This window comes from Metabacillus herbersteinensis (assembly GCF_042433335.1).
GTDB classification, from domain to species: domain Bacteria; phylum Bacillota; class Bacilli; order Bacillales; family Bacillaceae; genus Metabacillus; species Metabacillus herbersteinensis.
Genome location: NZ_JBHLVO010000001.1, coordinates 186,500 through 206,061, shown reverse-complemented (window position 1 = coordinate 206,061; position 19,562 = coordinate 186,500). Strand labels below are relative to the sequence as shown.

Annotated in this window: 19 protein-coding genes and 1 other annotated feature; all 19 genes read left to right on the top strand. The window is 36.9% G+C overall.

All coding sequences use genetic code 11. The annotated features are described in order from the left end of the window. The first annotated feature begins 57 nt into the window (after nucleotides 1-57). The 19 genes from yqfC (at nucleotide 58) to ACFFIX_RS00990 (ending at nucleotide 19,476) form a co-directional block, all read left to right on the top strand. Nucleotides 58-345 carry a sporulation protein YqfC gene (gene yqfC, locus ACFFIX_RS01080; RefSeq protein WP_378929627.1) on the top strand — a complete coding sequence of 96 codons (288 nt, stop codon included), beginning with the start codon at nucleotides 58-60 and terminating at the stop codon, nucleotides 343-345. 127 nt (nucleotides 346-472) lie between these two features. Next, on the top strand, nucleotides 473-1,660 hold the full coding sequence (gene yqfD, locus ACFFIX_RS01075; protein ID WP_378929625.1) for a sporulation protein YqfD: 1,188 nt from the start codon (nucleotides 473-475) through the stop codon (nucleotides 1,658-1,660). A gap of 3 nt (nucleotides 1,661-1,663) precedes the next feature. Next, on the top strand, nucleotides 1,664-2,629 hold the full coding sequence (locus ACFFIX_RS01070) for a PhoH family protein (RefSeq protein ID WP_378929623.1): 966 nt from the start codon (nucleotides 1,664-1,666) through the stop codon (nucleotides 2,627-2,629). A 293-nt stretch (nucleotides 2,630-2,922) separates the two neighbouring features. Continuing rightward, nucleotides 2,923-5,097 (top strand): HD family phosphohydrolase, encoded by a 2,175-nt coding sequence (locus ACFFIX_RS01065; protein WP_378929621.1) that lies wholly within the window; start codon nucleotides 2,923-2,925, stop codon nucleotides 5,095-5,097. After that, a complete protein-coding gene (ybeY, locus tag ACFFIX_RS01060; RefSeq protein ID WP_378929619.1) occupies nucleotides 5,094-5,573 on the top strand; it encodes an rRNA maturation RNase YbeY in 480 nt (159 codons plus the stop codon). Before ACFFIX_RS01065 ends, ybeY begins: the two co-directional genes overlap by 4 nt. After that, nucleotides 5,548-5,922, top strand: coding sequence for a diacylglycerol kinase family protein (locus ACFFIX_RS01055; RefSeq protein WP_378929617.1), 375 nt, complete (start codon nucleotides 5,548-5,550; stop codon nucleotides 5,920-5,922). The genes ybeY and ACFFIX_RS01055 overlap by 26 nt, the downstream gene beginning before the upstream one ends. A 118-nt stretch (nucleotides 5,923-6,040) precedes the next feature. Then, nucleotides 6,041-6,439 (top strand): cytidine deaminase, encoded by a 399-nt coding sequence (locus ACFFIX_RS01050; RefSeq protein ID WP_378929615.1) that lies wholly within the window; start codon nucleotides 6,041-6,043, stop codon nucleotides 6,437-6,439. Next, nucleotides 6,432-7,343: a GTPase Era gene (gene era / locus ACFFIX_RS01045; protein WP_378929613.1), complete on the top strand. Its 912-nt coding sequence runs from the start codon at nucleotides 6,432-6,434 to the stop codon at nucleotides 7,341-7,343. Before ACFFIX_RS01050 ends, era begins: the two co-directional genes overlap by 8 nt. Nucleotides 7,344-7,487: 144 nt before the next feature. Then, nucleotides 7,488-7,631, top strand: a complete 144-nt coding sequence (locus ACFFIX_RS01040; protein ID WP_378929611.1) for a YqzL family protein — start codon at nucleotides 7,488-7,490, stop codon at nucleotides 7,629-7,631. 32 nt (nucleotides 7,632-7,663) lie between these two features. Further along, the gene (gene recO, locus ACFFIX_RS01035; protein WP_378929609.1) at nucleotides 7,664-8,419 is read left to right on the top strand and encodes a DNA repair protein RecO; all 756 of its coding nucleotides are present in this window, start codon (nucleotides 7,664-7,666) and stop codon (nucleotides 8,417-8,419) included. A gap of 51 nt (nucleotides 8,420-8,470) precedes the next feature. Next, nucleotides 8,471-8,642 (top strand) — a binding site (T-box leader). 152 nt (nucleotides 8,643-8,794) lie between these two features. After that, nucleotides 8,795-9,688: a glycine--tRNA ligase subunit alpha gene (gene glyQ / locus ACFFIX_RS01030; RefSeq protein ID WP_378929607.1), complete on the top strand. Its 894-nt coding sequence runs from the start codon at nucleotides 8,795-8,797 to the stop codon at nucleotides 9,686-9,688. Continuing rightward, nucleotides 9,681-11,744, top strand: a complete 2,064-nt coding sequence (gene glyS, locus ACFFIX_RS01025; RefSeq protein ID WP_378929605.1) for a glycine--tRNA ligase subunit beta — start codon at nucleotides 9,681-9,683, stop codon at nucleotides 11,742-11,744. Before glyQ ends, glyS begins: the two co-directional genes overlap by 8 nt. Before the next feature lie 223 nt (nucleotides 11,745-11,967). Next, on the top strand, nucleotides 11,968-12,606 hold the full coding sequence (gene ccpN / locus ACFFIX_RS01020; RefSeq protein WP_378929603.1) for a transcriptional regulator CcpN: 639 nt from the start codon (nucleotides 11,968-11,970) through the stop codon (nucleotides 12,604-12,606). 24 nt (nucleotides 12,607-12,630) lie between these two features. Beyond that, nucleotides 12,631-13,446 carry a pyruvate, water dikinase regulatory protein gene (locus tag ACFFIX_RS01015; protein ID WP_378929601.1) on the top strand — a complete coding sequence of 272 codons (816 nt, stop codon included), beginning with the start codon at nucleotides 12,631-12,633 and terminating at the stop codon, nucleotides 13,444-13,446. A 447-nt stretch (nucleotides 13,447-13,893) separates the two neighbouring features. Continuing rightward, a complete protein-coding gene (locus tag ACFFIX_RS01010) occupies nucleotides 13,894-14,346 on the top strand; it encodes a YaiI/YqxD family protein (protein WP_378929599.1) in 453 nt (150 codons plus the stop codon). A 32-nt stretch (nucleotides 14,347-14,378) separates the two neighbouring features. Continuing rightward, entirely contained in the window at nucleotides 14,379-16,199 is a 1,821-nt protein-coding gene (dnaG, locus tag ACFFIX_RS01005; protein ID WP_378929597.1) for a DNA primase, read from the top strand. An 83-nt stretch (nucleotides 16,200-16,282) separates the two neighbouring features. Then, nucleotides 16,283-17,395 carry an RNA polymerase sigma factor RpoD gene (rpoD, locus tag ACFFIX_RS01000; RefSeq protein ID WP_378929595.1) on the top strand — a complete coding sequence of 371 codons (1,113 nt, stop codon included), beginning with the start codon at nucleotides 16,283-16,285 and terminating at the stop codon, nucleotides 17,393-17,395. 315 nt (nucleotides 17,396-17,710) lie between these two features. Then, nucleotides 17,711-18,241 carry a hypothetical protein gene (locus tag ACFFIX_RS00995; protein WP_378929593.1) on the top strand — a complete coding sequence of 177 codons (531 nt, stop codon included), beginning with the start codon at nucleotides 17,711-17,713 and terminating at the stop codon, nucleotides 18,239-18,241. A gap of 95 nt (nucleotides 18,242-18,336) precedes the next feature. Continuing rightward, nucleotides 18,337-19,476: an acyl-CoA dehydrogenase family protein gene (locus ACFFIX_RS00990; protein WP_378930344.1), complete on the top strand. Its 1,140-nt coding sequence runs from the start codon at nucleotides 18,337-18,339 to the stop codon at nucleotides 19,474-19,476. Nucleotides 19,477-19,562 lie beyond the last annotated feature (86 nt).

The following is a 19,562-nucleotide window of genomic DNA, read 5'->3' as shown; positions in this document are numbered from 1 at the left end:
GATGTTATAGAACCCCCATTTCTCTCATACATATGAGATGAAAGGGGGTCTTTTTTTATGGCAAAAAAGTGGCGTCATCAACTATCGCGCTGGATTACTAAAACAATTGAACTTCCACCAGATGTCATGATGGATCTTCCTCGAATCACGATGATCGGACAATTACATATTTACATAGAAAATCACAAAGGTCTTTTAACCTTTACAGATAATGAATTACGTCTTTTATTAAAACAAGGACAGCTTCTTATCAAAGGAGAGTCATTTGTGATCAAAACCATTTTGCCCGAAGAAATTTTACTAGAGGGAAAAATCACCCATGTTTTATATCTTGATCAAACATAAGGTGAAAACGCACCTAATACAAAAAGGGGCCATCAGTAGACAATCGATTTTTAAGAAACTAAAGCTATCACTGCTGCTATTTAGGCTTGTTTGTAGCTTTTGCTTTCTTTAATTAAGGGGGATAATAATGAAAAATCAGTGGACAAACTATTTGTTCGGAATTGTACGCGTGATAATTGAAGGGAACGGAACAGAACGATTTTTAAATGATTGTATCAGACTAGGAATACCTGTTTGGAATGTAAAACGTAAAAGTAAAAATGCGCTCACTTTTTTTATACGACTTCAGGATGTACATGCAATCCGCAAGGTTGTAAGGGGAAATGAATGTAAATGTCGATTTGAACGAAAAGTAGGTTTACCTTTTCTGCTGTTAAAAACGAGAAAAAACAGCGGGTTTGCAGCTGGTATTGTGGTCTTTCTTCTAATCATCTTCCTTCTATCAAACATGGTTTGGGGCATTCAAATAGAGGGAGCCAAGCCAGAGACTGAACATTTAATCAAAAAGGAACTAAATCGTATCGGGGTGAAAACAGGGAAATCTCAATTTTTCATTAAAAATCCAGATACCATTCAAAAGGAATTAACAGATAACATTGAGGAAATTACATGGGTTGGTGTGGAGTTAAATGGGACGACCTTTCATTTAAAAGTAGTGGAAAAGAATCAGCCAGAACAAGATAAGCTAATTAGCCCAAGACATATTGTAGCTAAAAAGAAGGCAGTTGTTTCTAAAATTTTTGTAGAACAAGGACAGCCTCTTGTAACAGTGAATGAACATGTAGAAAAAGGACAAATTCTTGTTTCAGGACTGATCGGCAAAGAAGGCAAGGAAGAGGAAGTTGCAGCAAAAGCTGAAATTCATGGAGAAACTTGGTATAAATCAGAAATTAAAGTTCCCTTAAAGTCGACTTTTAATGTGTTTACTGGAGAGGATAAAAAGAAGCATTATCTAAAGTTCTGGTCTACTAGCGTCCCGATTTGGGGCTTTAAAAATGAATTATTTTCATCCTTCGAGGTCGAAGAAGATACTCGTTATCTTAAATTTTTAAGATGGACGCTTCCGATTGCCTATGTAAAAGAAACGTATCGTGAAAAAGAAGAAGTTGTTCGAAATTACACAGCAAAGCAAGCAAAAGAAGCCGCTCTTGAAATTGGACGTAAACATGTTGAAGGAAAATTAGACGAAGATGGAGAGGTAAAAGGAGAAAAAGTTTTGCACGAGACGAATGAGAATGGTAAAGTTAAGTTGATCGTACTTTACCAAGTTATTGAAGATATTGTGAAAACCACACCAATTGTTCAGGGAGACTAGAGAATGCCAGAAGAATTAGTGACAATGAATCAACAATTAGAAAATCCCAATGAAGCAATTGCTTTATTTGGAAATCATGATGTCCACTTAAAAAGAATTGAAGATGAACTTACTGTTTCGATTGTTACAAGAGGAGAAGCACTTTTTGTATCAGGTGACCCGGTTCATGTAAAGTTAGTCGATGAACTTATACAGTCACTGTTAATGATCATTCGTAAGGGAGTAACGATTAGTGAACGTGATGTTATTTATGCGATTGAAATGGCGAAAAAGGGAAATTTAGATCAGTTCGAAAATCTATACGTCCAAGAAATAATGAAAAATGCTAAGGGCAAATCCATTCGAGTTAAAACACTTGGCCAACGCCACTATGTGTCTGCAATTCAGCAAAAGGATTTAGTTTTTGGGATTGGCCCTGCTGGAACAGGAAAAACGTATTTGGCAGTAGTTATGGCTGTAAACGCACTCAAAAGTGGTTCAATTAAACGGATTATTTTAACTAGGCCTGCGGTTGAGGCTGGCGAAAGTTTAGGTTTTTTACCCGGTGATCTAAAGGAAAAAGTAGATCCATACCTACGCCCTCTGTATGACGCATTGCACGATGTTTTTGGAATGGAGCATACAGTACGCCTAATTGAAAGAGGAACGATTGAGATCGCCCCTTTAGCTTACATGCGGGGACGTACACTTGATGATGCTTTTGTTATCTTAGATGAAGCTCAGAATACAACACCAGCTCAAATGAAAATGTTTTTAACACGGTTAGGGTTCGGATCGAAAATGGTTATAACCGGTGATATTACACAGTTTGATCTACCAAAAGGGGTAAAGTCAGGACTAGCCGCTGCAAAGGAAATCCTGAAGAACGTCCAGGGTATTTCATTTATTGAGCTCGATCAATCAGATGTTGTCCGCCATCCGTTAGTTGCTAAAATTATTGGAGCATATGAAAACTTAGAACGAGGATAAGTGAGTGACCCGAAGCCCATAGTCGGGTCACTTTTTTTGTAATATCAGAAAGTATAAAATTTGATACTAAGTCTGCGTTTCTGAATCCAGCTCCAGCGCCGAGCCCCGACGAACAGGACGTGCTAGTGCAGTCAATGCGACAGGACGTCGCGTTCTTGACTGCCTCGAGGTCATAAGTCACTTCTAAATTGAAGGCAAAGAACGCCTTCTATTTAGAATCGCCTTATGCTTGTCGGGGCTGAACAAGGCGCTTGCGCTTTTTTTAATAATTTGTAAGAAAGGTGGTGCCTCTTGTGAAGGAAAAAGAAAAACGTTTTAAACCGCATCTTTTATTAAAGCAACTAAATCAGTATCGATTTTTACATATATTTCTTTATGTCACTTTAGGGTTTGTATTATTTGCTGCATTATACAGCAATGTGAAGCCTGAAACTCTTGATGTTGAGTTATTTGCTGTTTCAGAACAAACGATTTATGCTCCTACAACGGTAGAAGACAAAGTAGAGACTGAAATTAAGCAACAAGAGGCATACAATTCTGTTGAAGATCAATATACGTTAAAAAGAGATATATCAGAAAAACAAGTCGACTTAGTTTCTTCAATTTTCGATGCAATGCTTGAAGTGATTCGGGAAACAGAGAATGTTTCACTTCCTGAAGAAGATAGTAAAGAAGAAGGAAAAACCATTACACCAGAAGAAAAAGTGACACGACTTAAAGAAAAGTTGACGCCTGCAATTAACGACAAAATTTCCAAAGACGTCTATTTACCACTTGTTAGTACAACTAGTGAAGAATTAACACTCGCGAAAGACTCGGTTGTAACTGCAGTAAATAATGTAATGAGCAAGGAAATTCCGATCATCCAATTATCTGTGGCAAAGGATCAAGTTGAAGAAGAACTAGAATATTCTTCACTTCGAAGTGATATCCTTCGCGCTTCGACCGAGCTTGGTCGTTTTGCAATTGTTCCGAACTATGTCTTTAATTTAGAAGAGACCGAATTAAAAAGACAACAAGCAATCGATGGTGTGAAAGAGGTACAGTTAAAGCAAGGCCAGATCATTGTTGAAGAAGATGAACTGATTAACAGGGAAGTCTATCGTAAGTTAGGTCTTGTAGGATTACTAGATAATCAACAATCCTTCAAGCCCTTCATAGGTCTTGGATTACTAATCGTTTTGATTGTAATAGGTGTTGTTTATTATTTTGAACAACAAGAACAAAATGATCGTAAGAGAAACAATGTGTTACTTCTCTATTGCCTAATCTTCTCAATTACTCTGTTGCTAATGAAAATTGTCAGCTTATTTCAAAGAATTGATTACACACATATTGGCTATATTGTGCCAGTAGCAATGGGAGCGATGTTAATAAAGCTTCTAATTAGTGAGCGACTTGCAATTCTTACTAGCATGATCCTTGCTGTGTGTGGAAGTATTATTTTCAATGAAGGTGTGACGGGGAGTTTTAATTTCGCATTAGGAATTTATTTTTTATTTGGATGTTTAGCAGGGTTACTCTTTTTAGGTGAGCATAATCTACGCTCGAAAATTTTACAAGCAGGATTGTTTGTTGCTTTTATGAATGTTTTAGTCATTACCGCCATTATGCTAATACGAAATGGAACGTATTCAAACTTGGAAATAGGCTCTTATTTTGTTATGGCATGTGTTTCAGGTCTAGTATCTTCCGTGCTAACAATAGGCTTTATGCCGTTTTTTGAAACAGGTTTTGGAATACTATCGACTATGAAGTTAATAGAGCTTTCCAATCCTAATCATCCTTTGCTTCGAAAAATCCTTACAGAAACACCTGGCACTTACCATCACAGTGTTATGGTAGCGAATCTTTCAGAGTCAGCATGTGAAGCGATTGGAGCAAATGGCTTGTTAGCAAGGGTAGGGGCTTACTATCATGACATAGGGAAAACCAAGAGACCACAGTATTTTATTGAAAATCAAATGAATATTGAAAATCCACATAACAAGCTATCAGCACAATTGAGTAAAAATATCATCATCTCTCATGCAACAGATGGAGCAGATATGTTGAGAAAGCATAAAATGCCTATTGAATTTGTCGATATTGCAGAACAGCATCACGGAACTTCCTTACTTAAATATTTTTTTCATAAAGCAAAGCAAACAAATGATTCGATTTATGAAGAAGAATTTAGATACCCAGGACCGAAGCCTCAAACAAAGGAAATTGCCATTATCTCCATTGCAGATAGTGTAGAGGCTGCCGTGCGATCGATGTCAAATCCAACTCCTGATAAAATTGAAAAGTTGGTTCGCTCAATCATTTCCGAGCGTCTTCAGGATCATCAGCTAAATGAATGTGATATAACATTAAAGGAACTTGATACAATCGCGATGTCATTTTGTGAAACACTAAAAGGTATTTTTCACTCGCGAATTGAATATCCAGAACTTACAAAAAAACAGAAGGTGAAACAAGCATGAGGTTAATAATTGATTCTATTGATGAAACGGAAGAACTGCAGGACGATCAACTTAAAATCATAGAAGAGGTCTTACAACTTGCTGCAGAACTTGAAAGTGTCACACAAAATGCAGAAATATCAGTAACCTTTGTTTCGAACGAACGTATTCAGGAAGTGAATCGTGACTATCGAGGGAAAGATCAACCTACTGACGTTATATCCTTTGCTCTAGAAGAAATGGGTGAAGGGGAAATTGAAGTTATCGGAGTGGACATGCCCCAAGTATTGGGGGATATTATCATATCAATTCCTCGCGCGAAGGAACAGGCTGAAGAATATGGTCATACGTTTATAAGAGAACTTGGGTTTTTAGCTGTTCATGGATTTCTTCATCTTCTTGGCTATGATCATGAAACAAAAGCAGATGAAGAAATCATGTTTAATAAGCAAAAGGAACTATTGGACCACTATGGGCTTAAACGACCATCAGTCTGAATGGAAGCGGTTTTCAAAAAGTTTTTTATTCGCGTGGAACGGAATTATTCGAACAGTTAAACATGAGCGTAATTTTCAGATCCATCTTTTCATATCATTGATTATTTTACTTTCTGGCTCCATTCTTTCTTTATCTAGAATAGAATGGATCATTCTTCTTTTTTTAATAGGAGGAATGCTATCACTGGAACTGATGAATACTGCGCTCGAGCGTGCAGTTGACCTAATAACAAAAGACTATCACCCACTTGCAAAAGCTGCAAAGGATGCAGCTGCTGGAGCTGTTTTGGTATATGCGTTATTATCCGTTATAATAGGATTAATCATCTTTATACCAAAGTTAATATAATACTGAAAATTCTTACAATTAGATTACAATTTCCATGAATACGTGAAAAGTTAACGATTTTTAGGTAAAGTTAAAACTAGAATGAATGTCATTCGTGTGATAGAAGGGAAGAAATCAAGTGAAAACTGAACAACTCATCGAAGAAGCGAAAGCAGCAAGAGAATTTGCTTATGTTCCTTACTCAAAATTCAAAGTGGGCGCCGCATTACTAACAAAAGATGGTAAAATATATAGAGGTTGCAATATTGAAAATGCTGCCTACAGTATGTGCAACTGTGCGGAGCGAACGGCTCTGTTCAAAGCTTATTCTGAAGGAGATACAAAATACACAGCGATTGCAGTTGTCGCTGATACAGTTCGCCCTGTGCCACCATGTGGTGCATGTCGACAAGTCATATCAGAGCTTTGTCCCTCAGATATGAAAATCATCTTAACAAACCTTAATGGGGATGTTAAAGAATTAACAATGGATGAACTACTACCAGGAGCTTTTTCACCGGAGGACTTATATGAATAATGAAATAACACACAGATCTGGATTCGTTTCAATTATTGGACGCCCAAACGTAGGAAAATCAACATTTATTAATCGAGTAATTGGACAAAAAATCGCGATTATGAGTGACAAACCACAAACAACGCGAAACAAAATTCAAGGTGTTTACACAACAAATGATTCACAAATCATTTTTATCGATACCCCAGGGATTCATAAGCCTAAGCACAAGCTTGGAGACTTTATGATGAAAGTAGCTCAAAATACGTTAAAAGAAGTAGATCTCATTCTGTTTATGATTAATGCAGAAGAAGGATATGGCGGTGGCGATGAATTTATTATCGAACGATTAAAGGAAACAAAAACACCTGTATTTCTAATTATTAATAAAATTGATCGACTCCACCCCGATGATATTTTCCCGCTAATTGTTAAATACAAAGATTTGCATCCTTTTCAGGAGATTATTCCGATATCAGCTCTGCAGGGTAATAATGTTGATACCTTGCTTGCTCAAATAGAAAAACTTTTACCGCAAGGCCCTCAATATTACCCAGCTGATCAAGTAACAGATCATCCAGAACGATTTATAATTGCTGAGTTGATTCGTGAAAAAGTTCTTCACTTGACTAGAGAGGAAATTCCTCATTCGGTTGCGGTTGTTATTGAAACAATTGAACGACGTGAACATAATCAATCCGTTCATGTTGGGGCAACAATCGTGATAGAACGTGATTCACAAAAGGGGATTATTATTGGAAAACAAGGAAAGATGCTCAAGGAAGTTGGTCAGAGAGCTCGATTGGATATAGAAGCCTTACTAGGTTCGAAGGTCTATCTTGAGCTTTGGGTTAAGGTTCAAAAAGATTGGCGTAACAAAATGTCTCAGCTGCGTGACTATGGATTTAGTGATGATGAATACTAAGAAATCTATAATTATGATTACTATTCATCAAAGGGTTAGCAATAATTGTGTAACATGAATTAGAGATCAAAGGGTCAAGATAACAGTAGTGAAATTGGATAAAATAAAGCTTGCTAGTCTAAACGACGGAAAGGTGGGGTTTATATGTTGGATTTTACCTGGAAGGTCTTTTCGCAAACAGGTAGCATTGATACGTATCTTCTTTTCAAAGAGTTAGAAAAAGAGAATGATGGTGGACCCGATTCTGGGGATGATGAACTAGCAGAGGTGGATTTTCCAATTTCGTGATCTTACTGGTCCCTTTCGGATGGTGAGAAACTTTGCTTCAAAAATGTGAAGGAATTGTAATCCGTGGAACAGATTATGGTGAAACCAATAAAATCATTACTATATATACTCGGGAACTTGGGAAAGTCGGAGTCATGGCGAGGGGCGCTAAGAAACCTAGTAGTCGCCTCTCGTCTTCGACTCAACTTTTTACTTATGGGACTTTCATGTTTCAAAAATCAAAAGGATTAGGAACCTTGCAGCAAGGTGAAACAATTGATTCAATGAGAAAGATTAGAGAAGATATTTTTCTTACTGCATATGCTTCTTACATAGCTGAACTTTTAGACAAAAGTACCGAAAACTTTGAAAGAAACCCTTTTTTATTTGAGTTCCTGAAGCAAACCCTTTTCCTGCTTAATGAAGAAGTAGATCCAGACATTTTAATTCATATTTTTGAGATGAAAATGTTAAACGTTTTAGGGCTGCATCCTCAACTTAATGGTTGTACAGTTTGTGGAAGCACAGATGGAACCTTCGATTTTTCAATTCGTGAAGGTGGATTCATTTGTCACCGTTGCTTTGAACGTGATTCATATCGCCTTCATATCTCTCCTACAACAGTGAAGCTTTTACGACTATTTTATTATTTCGATTTAAATCGTCTCGGTCAAATTTCTGTAAAAGAGGAGACAAAAAAAGAGTTGAAAAAAGTGATAGATGCTTACTATGATGAATTTTCTGGATTAACCTTAAAATCAAAGCGTTTTTTATCACAATTAGATAATTTAAAAGGGAAGCTAACCTAGAACTGTTGACATCAAAACAGAATTAGATTACCATTCAAAGTACAAATGAACATACTAGCTTTGACGGAGAAAAGTACTTACAATTGTAAAATGAAAGCGACCTTAGGATGGTGAAAGCTAAGGGGATTTGTGAGGAAAGGCACTCCTGAGCTGAAGTTATAAAGTGGCTAATGGTTACATATTAGCAATTAGGGTGGAACCGCGGGAAACTCTCGTCCCTATGTCGTATTTGACATAGGGACGAGAGTTTTTGTTTTGGGAAAAGATGAGCTGCGGATTTCTGCGTCAGCTTCGTTCGGAACGATCTCGCGTGATATTTTTAGTTAGAAAGACAATTTTGATAACAGTTTTTAAACGAATCCGGAGGTGTCTGTAGTGAATATTCAAAATATGATTTTAACTTTGCAGAAGCATTGGTCAGAGCATGGGTGTATTTTAATGCAAGCGTATGATACTGAAAAAGGTGCTGGAACGATGAGTCCCTATACATTTTTAAGAAGTATCGGCCCTGAGCCTTGGAAGGTTGCGTATGTAGAACCTTCCAGACGTCCTGCTGATGGACGGTACGGAGAGAACCCGAATCGTTTGTATCAGCATCACCAATTTCAAGTGATTATGAAGCCTTCACCTGATAACATTCAAGAGTTTTATTTAGATTCTTTACGTGCACTTGGAATTGATCCATTAAAGCACGACATTCGTTTTGTTGAGGATAACTGGGAGAATCCTTCGCTAGGCTGTGCAGGTCTTGGCTGGGAAGTGTGGCTAGATGGAATGGAGATTACGCAATTTACCTATTTCCAGCAAGTTGGTGGTTTAGAATGTAAGCCTGTATCTGCTGAAATTACATATGGAATTGAAAGGCTTGCATCTTATATTCAAGATAAAGAAAATGTCTTTGATTTAGAATGGACAGAAGGATATACGGTTCGTGATATTTTTCTTATGCCAGAGTATGAACATTCTAAATATACATTTGAAACGTCCGATCCAGACATGCTTTTTAACCTATTTGCTATTTACGAGAAAGAAGCGCATCGTCAAATGGATGAAGGACTCGTTCACCCAGCTTATGATTATGTACTAAAATGCTCTCACACCTTTAACCTGCTTGATGCAAGAGGTGCGATTTCAGTTACCGAACGCACAGGCTATATTGGTCGTGTTCGAAACTTGGCTAGAAAAGTGGCGAAAACGTATTATAACGAACGAGAAAAATTAGGTTTTCCAATGCTACAAAAAGAAAAGGTGGGTGATCACCATGAATAAACAGGATTTATTAGTTGAAATTGGCTTAGAAGAAATCCCAGCACGATTTGTGACAGATGCAATGAATCAATTATCTGAAAAAATGACGAAGTGGTTACAACAACAACAAATTTCTTTTAGTGCGGTGCAAGCCTATTCAACGCCAAGGAGGCTTGCTGTTCTTATTCGTGATGTTGATACAAAGCAAGCAGACATTGAAGAAGAAGCTAAAGGTCCTGCTCGTAAAATAGCCATTGATTCTGAGGGGAACTGGTCTAAAGCTGCAATTGGATTTACAAGAGGCCAAGGAGCGTCTGTTGATGATATTTATTTTAAAGAAATCAGCGGTATTGAATATGTTCATATTCAGAAGTTTACAAAAGGGAAAGAAACGAAGGAACTTTTAGAAGATATCAAAACGATAATAACAAGCTTGAACTTCCCTAAAAATATGCGTTGGGGCAACCAGGAAATGCGCTATATTCGACCAATAAAATGGCTTGTTGCTTTGTTTGGAAACGAAGTAATTCCTTTTCAGATTACGAATGTGGAGACAAATAAATCGAGTAGAGGTCATCGTTTTTTAGGTGAATCAATTGATCTCCAAACTCCAACGGCTTATGAAGATTCTTTATTAAAAGAATACGTTATCGTGGATCCTGTAAAGCGCAAAGAAGCGATCCGCTCTCAGTTAAATCACTTAGAAGAAGAACAGGGTTGGTCGATAATCGTTGACGAAGAACTCTTGGAAGAGGTTAACAATCTTGTTGAATATCCAACTGCATTATTTGGGAAATTTGAAGAAGAATACCTCTCTCTACCAGATGAAGTTTTAGTTACAACGATGAAAGAGCATCAACGGTATTTTCCTGTTCGAAATCAAGACGGAGAATTGCTACCTTTCTTCATTACGATTCGAAACGGAGATCATAAACATCTTGAAAATGTTGCAAAAGGAAATGAAAAAGTTCTACGGGCACGATTGTCAGATGCAAACTTCTTTTATAAAGAAGATTTGAAGCTTAATATTGATTCAGCAATTCAAAAGCTTGATAAAATTGTTTTTCATGAAGAGCTTGGAACACTTGGTGAAAAAGTGAAACGAGTAACAAAGCTTGCGGATGTCATCGCAAGCCAACTAAACTTTTCAGAAGCTATAAAGCAAGACATTGGGCGTGCAGCAAGTATTTGTAAATTTGATTTAGTTACACATATGGTCTATGAATTTCCAGAACTACAAGGGAAAATTGGAGAGAAATACGCACGATTAAGTGGAGTGAAGGAAGCTATTGCTGTAGCGATCAATGAACACTATATGCCGCGCCATGCTGAAGACCCTGCACCGTCTTCAAACATAGGAGCTGTTGTAGCTCTTGCAGATAAACTTGATACAATAGCAGGCTTTTTCTCAATTGGGATGATTCCAATAGGCTCTCAAGATCCTTATGCCCTTAGAAGACAAGCGAGTGGTATTGTGCAAATTCTTGCAACAAAAGAATGGAAAATTGCGCTACCTACTTTAATCAACATGTCGTTAAGTTTTTATCAAACTGAAAACACTGAGAAAGTTAAAGCAGACTTACTTACATTCTTCACATTACGACTTAAATATGTTTTAGCAGAATATAATATTCGGTACGATATCATTGATGCTATTTTAAGTTCAACTAACCATGAGATCACCTCACTAATCGAGCGTGCGAAGGTTTTGGAAAAAGCTTCAAAACAAGAAGGGTTTAAAGAAACAGTTGAGGCACTTTCTCGCGTTCTAAACATTGCGACTAAAGGTAAGGATCTTGACATTAACCCAGAACTTTTTGAGAATAATGAGGAAAAACCACTTTACAATCAATACATTAAAGCAAATGACAGAATCACAGCTTTATCTAGTGAGAGAAAAGAAGAAGAGATATTGCAGGTGCTATTTTCATTAAAAGAAAGCATTAACTCGTATTTTGATCATACAATGATTATGGCGGATAACCCTGAGGTTAAAGCCAACCGCTTAGCACAAATGGTAAAGCTTTCAAGCCTAATTCAAAACTTTGCAAAATTCAATGTTATGATTGTAAAATAAATAAAAAAACGATTGCTGATTACAAGCAATCGTTTTTTCTTAATTATAAGTGTTGATACTAACACAACAATTAGTGTTATCCTAAAACAAATCACTTTTCAAATAGCTTAAATAGTATATAATATTTCTATATAGTATAACCTATTTATTTTAAAAAATTAATGGAATAACATTTATAGAATCAACACGGATGGTAGAAGGATAATAATTTAACTCAAAGGTGGTGAGTACAATCGAACTAAATAAACGGCAAGAACATATTCTTCAAATTGTTAAGGACAACGGTCCGATAACGGGTGAACATATCGCTGACCAACTGAACTTGACAAGAGCTACCCTGCGGCCTGATCTAGCTATTTTAACGATGTCCGGCTATTTAGATGCCAGACCACGTGTGGGGTACTTTTATACAGGCAAAACAGGTGCACAGATGCTAACAGATAAACTAAAAAAACTAAAAGTGAAAGATTATCAGTCGATTCCAATAGTTGTAAATGTAAATGTTTCTGTTTACGATGCAATCTGCACAATGTTTTTAGAGGATGTTGGAACACTCTTTGTAGTGGACGAATCTTCTCTTTTAGTGGGAGTACTTTCGCGTAAAGACTTGCTCCGAGCTAGTATTGGGAAGCAAGAGCTTACTGCAATCCCAGTTAACATCATTATGACGAGGATGCCAAACATTACAATTTGTCACAAAGAAGACTATATTCTAGATGTGGCCATTTCTCTTATTGAGAAACAAATTGATGCCTTGCCCGTTGTAAATGATACGGAAAAAGGATATGAAGTTTTAGGGAGAATAACGAAAACAAACATAACAAAAATCTTGGTCAACCTTGCAGAAAATGATATTATCTAGGTTAATAAGAAATGGGGGATTGGGATGAGTTACCGTATTATTTATGTCGTTTCAGACTCAATAGGAGAAACAGCCGAACTAGTCGTAAAGGCTGCAATTAGTCAATTCAACGGCACGGCATCTACTACAAAAATCAAACGCATACCTTATGTTGAAGATAAAGGAACGATTCAAGAAGTGATCGCATTGGCAAAAGCAGATAAAGCCATTGTTTGCTTCACGCTTGTTGTTCCAGAATTAAGAGCAAACTTAATTAAAGAAGCAGATCAACATGGTGTTGTTTATTATGACATCATAGGGCCACTTATTGATAAAATGGAATCATCTTATGGAATCGCTGCAAAATACGAACCAGGTCGAGTTAGAAAGCTAGATGATGATTATTTTAAAAAGGTAGAAGCGATTGAATTCGCTGTAAAATATGATGATGGTCGTGACCCTAGAGGAATTTTAAAAGCGGACATTGTTTTGGTCGGTGTATCTAGAACATCAAAAACACCATTATCCCAATACTTAGCCCATAAACGCTTTAAAGTAGCGAATGTTCCAATTGTTCCAGAAGTTGAGCCGCCTGAGGAATTATTTATGATTCCAGCATCTAAATGTATTGGCTTGAAGATTAGTCCAGATAAGCTCAACCATATTAGAAGAGAACGTTTAAAATCATTAGGACTAAATGATAAAGCAATTTATGCGAACATAGATCGCATAAAAGAAGAACTTGACTATTTTGAAAAAATCGCCAACCGAATTGGCTGTCAAACTGTTGATGTTTCAAATAAAGCGGTTGAAGAAACAGCAAACATTATTGCGAATCTAATGAATCAACCAAATACATAAACTCATACTTCTGAAAATGTGTGATCAAAAAGAGGCCGACTCACAGTGTTCATGTACAAAACCTAAGCGCGTTAGTGGAATTGTGCAGAAATAGTAACACTTGCTCCTGAGTTTGTCTTTTTCTGTCTGTAGCAAAATTGTTCGAAAAGCAACAGATTCTCATGTTAAAGTAAATAATCTAGGTTTTAAATTTTTGTGTAGAAAATTGCAAAAAAACGGTAGCAAAACCTGATATATTGTATTATAATAAAAAATTGTGATAAAAATATTTATTTTTAGGTTTAGACTTAGCTGCTTACGAATAAACTATAAATTGTAAACTGTCAAGATTTATTTAATAATAAAATTCGACAAGGTGTGCTTGAAAAAGGGTTTTGTTTTTTATAGGAGGTTTATAGAAGGAATCTGTTGGAGTGATGTAGAATAGAGAATTATGACGAAAAATCAATGAGAATTTTTGTTGACGCAGATGCTTGTTCTGTTAAACAAGAGATTATGGATCTAAGTACATACTATCATCTTGAAGTTACCTTTGTAGCATCCTATAACCATTTATCTGATAAAACATATGGAGGGAAATGGGTATTTGTCGACACGGGAAAAGAAGAAGCAGATCTTTATATTGTAAATCATGTTAAAAAGCACGATCTTGTTGTAACTCAAGACATTGGGCTTGCTGGACTTTTGTTAAAAAAGGACGTTATTGTAATTACGCCAAGGGGTAAACAATATACAGAGGACAATATTGAGACAGCTCTTCATATGCGTTATTTGTCTGCAAAAGAGCGGCGCAGCGGTAATCATTCAAAGGGTCCAAAGAAACAAACGGAGGAAGATGTTTTTAATTTTATCACGACTCTGAAAAATATCTTGTCGAAACATGCAGGAAATGAAAATTAAATAGCGAATATCAGTAACACGGAGATGTTGATATGGGAAATCGTATTCCCGAAGAACTAATCGAAAAAATACAAAGAACTTCTGACATTGTTGATGTTGTAAGTGAATATGTTCAATTGAAGAAACAAGGACGTAACTACTTTGGACTTTGTCCATTCCATGGAGAGAGTACTCCGTCATTCTCTGTATCACCAGACAAGCAGATTTACCACTGTTTTGGTTGTGGTGCTGGAGGAAACGCATTTTCTTTTTTAATGGAAATTGAAGGATATTCTTTTATTGAATCTGCTCAGCATCTTGCAGATAAAGTTAACATTGAACTTCCAACTATTGCATCAACAGAACAAGTGTCACAGTCGGTTAGTAAAGATGTTCAAAAAATGTTAGAGGCACATGAGCTTCTAAAGAAATTTTACCATCATTTGTTAGTTAATACAAAAGAAGGTGAGCATGCTTTAGACTATTTGCTGGGGCGCGGCTTTACAAAAGAAGTTATTGATCGATTTGAAATAGGTTATTCATTTGATTCCTGGGAATTCATTTCAAAGTTTCTTGTAAAGCGAGGCTTTAATCTTGAAATGATGGAAAAAGCAGGACTTTTAGTGAAAAAAAATTCAGCAGACCAGTATTTTGATCGATTTAGAAACCGGATCATGTTTCCGATTATGGATCATCAAGGGATGACGATTGCTTTTTCAGGAAGAGTACTTGCTGCAGATGATCAACCAAAATATTTAAATAGTCCCGAAACAAAAATTTTCAACAAAGGTAAGCTACTCTATAACTTTCATCAAGCGAGAGTACATATCCGTAAAAATCAGCAAGTCATTTTATATGAGGGCTTTGCCGATGTTATCTCCTCAGTCCGAGCAGGAGTTGAGTACTCAATTGCAACAATGGGAACATCTCTAACAGAAGAACAAGCAAAAATTATCCGTCGAAATGTTTCGGATATTATCATCTGTTATGATTCGGATTCTGCTGGAATAGAAGCTACTTTCCGTGCATCTAAAACGCTTTCTCTAGTTGGATGTAAAGTGAAGGTTGCGTTGTTACCAGATGGATTGGACCCTGATGACTACATCAAAAAATATGGTACGGAAAAGTTTAAGAGTGATGTAATAGGGGCAAGCGTGACATTGATGACATTTAAAATGCATTACTTCAGGAGAGGAAAAAGTCTTCAAGATGAAGGAGAAAAACTGCATTATATCGAAAATGTCATTAAGGAACTCAGTTTGCTAGAAAGCTCTGTTGAACAGGAAATGTACTTAAAACAGTTGTCTACTGAGTTTGACTTGTCAATGGAAGTTCTAAAAGAACAACTGCACCGCGTAAGTAAAACCGAAAAACGTGGGCAACAACAAAAAGAAACTAAACAATCTCCGAAATTAGAAAAGCGCGTTCCAATTGGAACTAAGAGATTGTTACCTGCCTATCATACTGCTGAGCGAAGGTTAATCGCCCATATGTTACGCAATAAGGACATCACCGAGAAAATTTTAGAGCGGTTAGGTTTACAATTTAATATCGAAGAGCATCGAGCCATTATTACGTATTTATATGCGTTCTATGAAGAAGGCCATGAAGCAAATGTTAGCTCTTTTTTATCTAGGCTTCCGAATTCTGAGCTTCATCATATCGTGTCTGATATTGCGATGATCTCACTAAACACAGATATAAGTGAGCGAGAATTAGCTGATTATATAAAACAGGTGTTGAATCATCAAAAGATGTTAATGATAAAAGAAAAAGAGTCTGAAAAGGTAAATGCAGAGAGGCAAAAAAACTTCAAAGAAGCAGCTCTTATCGCAATGGAAATTATTCAATTAAAGCAAGCACTGAAAAATTAAAATTACGTTTAAATAAACTTAAAAGCTTAAGAAAAGTTTATCTTTATCTTATACAGCGTTTTAGTTTGGAAGGAGGGGATCCAATGGCTGATAAACAAACCCGTGAAACAGAAGTAACATTTGAACAAGTAAAAGACCAATTAACTGAGATTGGAAAAAAACGTGGGGTTTTAACATACGAAGAAATAGCAGAACGTATGGCGAATTTTGAGATTGAATCAGACCAGATGGATGAGTATTATGAATTTCTTGGTGAGCAAGGTGTCGAGCTTCTTGGTGAAAGCGAAGGAACAGAAAATCCAAATGTTCAAGATCTTGCTAAGGAAGAAGAGTTTGATTTAAATGACTTAAGCGTTCCTCCGGGCGTTAAAATAAATGACCCAGTCCGAATGTACTTGAAAGAAATAGGTCGAGTGGATCTATTATCTGCTAATGAAGAAATAGCACTAGCAGAGCGTATAGAGGGCGGAGACGAAGAAGCAAAACGTCGACTGGCAGAAGCCAACTTACGTTTAGTTGTAAGTATTGCAAAGCGTTATGTCGGTCGTGGGATGCTATTCCTTGATTTAATTCAAGAGGGTAATATGGGATTAATGAAGGCTGTTGAAAAATTTGATTACCGCAAAGGTTTCAAGTTTAGTACGTATGCTACGTGGTGGATTCGTCAGGCAATCACGCGTGCCATTGCAGACCAAGCAAGAACGATTCGTATCCCAGTTCACATGGTTGAGACAATTAACAAGCTTATTCGTGTGCAACGACAATTGCTTCAAGATTTAGGAAGAGAGCCATCTCCAGAAGAAATTGGCGAAGACATGGAATTAACACCTGATAAAGTAAGAGAGATATTAAAGATTGCTCAAGAACCAGTATCCCTTGAAACTCCGATTGGTGAAGAAGATGATTCACATTTAGGTGATTTCATTGAAGACCAGGATGCGACCTCTCCTTCAGAGCATGCAGCATACGAATTACTAAAAGAACAGCTTGAAGATGTGCTAGACACACTAACAGATCGGGAAGAAAATGTTTTGCGCTTACGATTCGGACTTGACGACGGTAGAACACGAACACTTGAAGAAGTCGGAAAAGTATTTGGTGTTACACGCGAGCGTATTCGTCAAATTGAAGCAAAAGCATTGCGTAAACTACGCCACCCAAGTCGTAGTAAACGATTGAAAGACTTTTTAGAATAAAAGACAGGCGGACGAAATTGTCCGTCTTTTTTTTGTCGTTTAGGAAATTATAAAATTTTCAAACTGTGGATAACATTTCTGCATCCAGCTCCGACGCACAGGACGTGCTAGTGCAGTCAATGCGACAGGACGTCGCGTCTTTGACTGCCAGCGCCTAGCCCCTCGAGGTCATAAGTCGGGGCTGACCAAGGCGCTTGCGCTTTTTTTATTAAAGAATCCTTGGATACGTTGTGATAGCGCTCTCAAAAAAGAATAATTTACAGAATCAAATTTTATTCTTACTATAAAAGAATAAAAGAAAAAGGATGTAGTTTCATGAACATTGATCGAAAAACTGTCATTATTGAAGAAATCCAACAGTGGAAGAAAACAAAAATGCTTCCAGAAACGTATTGTGATTTCCTGCTAGCTCTTTATACAGAAGGTAATCAAGTACAAGAAGAAAAACAACTAGCTAAAAATAGACCGGCAAATCTGATTGGTAGTGTCTTAGCGCTTTTGTTGTTGCCCTCTGCTCTACTTGTCATTTATTTTACTGAATTGTCATTCCTTTTGCAAATGGGCATTGTATCTTTTTTTCTTTTACTTTCCATCGTACTAACGATCCTTTTATTTAAAAATAATTATTTTTATCATCTCTCAGTTTGTATTTCGTCGGTTTTATTGCTAATCATGTCTGTATATTTTGTTGAAGAAACAAGCAAAGAAAACTCATTACTAATGGGGTTTACACTGTTATTGAATTGCTTACTTTGGATTTATTTAAGTAAAAAATTACGGCTGATCTATCTATTTATTAGCGGTATAGTTGGAATGGTTTTTTTCATTGCAATTACTCTTTATTAAATATTTATAAAAAAATAAAAATTTTAAATGTTGTGAAAATAACTATTCTCCCTTTATAATATAAGATGAAAGCGTATACAACAAGGGGTGATTGGATGGATTTTGAATTATCACAAGAGCAAAAGTTATTACAAAAAACGATTCGTGAATTTGCAGTTGCAGAAGTTCAGCCAGGTGCAGAAGAACGTGACAAAACAAAGGAATTTCCAAAAGAGATTTTTCATAGCTTAGGCGAATTAGGGGTGTTGGGGTTACCTTTTTCAGAAGAGTATGGGGGAGCTGGTTCGGATACGATCAGCTTTGCAATCGTCGTTGAAGAATTAAGTAAAGCATGTGGATCTACAGGGATTACATACTCTGCACATATTTCTTTAGGTGGTGCGCCAATTGCATTGTTTGGCACAGAAGACCAGAAGCAGAAATACTTACCTGCGATTTGTAGTGGACAGTCACTTGGTGCTTTTGGATTAACAGAGCCGAATGCAGGATCAGATGCTGGGGGAACATTGACAGAAGCGCTAATTGAAAATGGAGACTATGTGATTAATGGCAACAAATGCTTTATTACAAATGCTTCCTATGCAAAGTTTTTAGCTCTAACTGCTATTACGGGAAGAACGGGTGATCATAAGGAAATTAGTGCAATAATTGTTCCAACAGATTCGAAAGGATTCACGGTGATCGATAACTACGATAAAATGGGCTTAAATGCTTCGAATACGACCGAGTTAATATTAGATAATGTCCGAGTTTCAACCGACAATTTATTAGGTGAAAAAGGGAATGGCTTTAAGCAATTTCTAATCACGCTTGATGGTGGACGGATCGGAATAGGTGCTATGGCGGTGGGCATAGCCCAGGCAGCGTTTGAAAGAGCACTTTCGTACGCGAATGAACGCACTCAATTTGGACGCAATCTCGCTAAATTTCAGGCGATACAATTTAAACTTGCAGATATGGCACTCAAGATTGAGCTTGCACGAAATATGGTCTACAAAGCTGCTTGGTTAAAAGACCAGGGCAAGCCTTTTACAAAAGAAGCTGCTATGTGTAAGCTGTTTGCATCAGAAATTTGTACAGAAGTAACGAACCAAGCGATTCAGATTCATGGTGGCTATGGATACATGAAAGAATACCATGTCGAGAGGTTTTTGAGAGATGCGAAACTTCTAGAGATCGGTGAGGGCACGAGCGAGGTACAAAGAATGGTTATTGCTAGAAAAATCGGATGTTAAGACAAAAGCGGAAGCGCTACTCGGAAAAAGAGATATAATTTTGGTGAATCTCTACTTAAAAAGTCAATAAAAAATGAAACTTCACC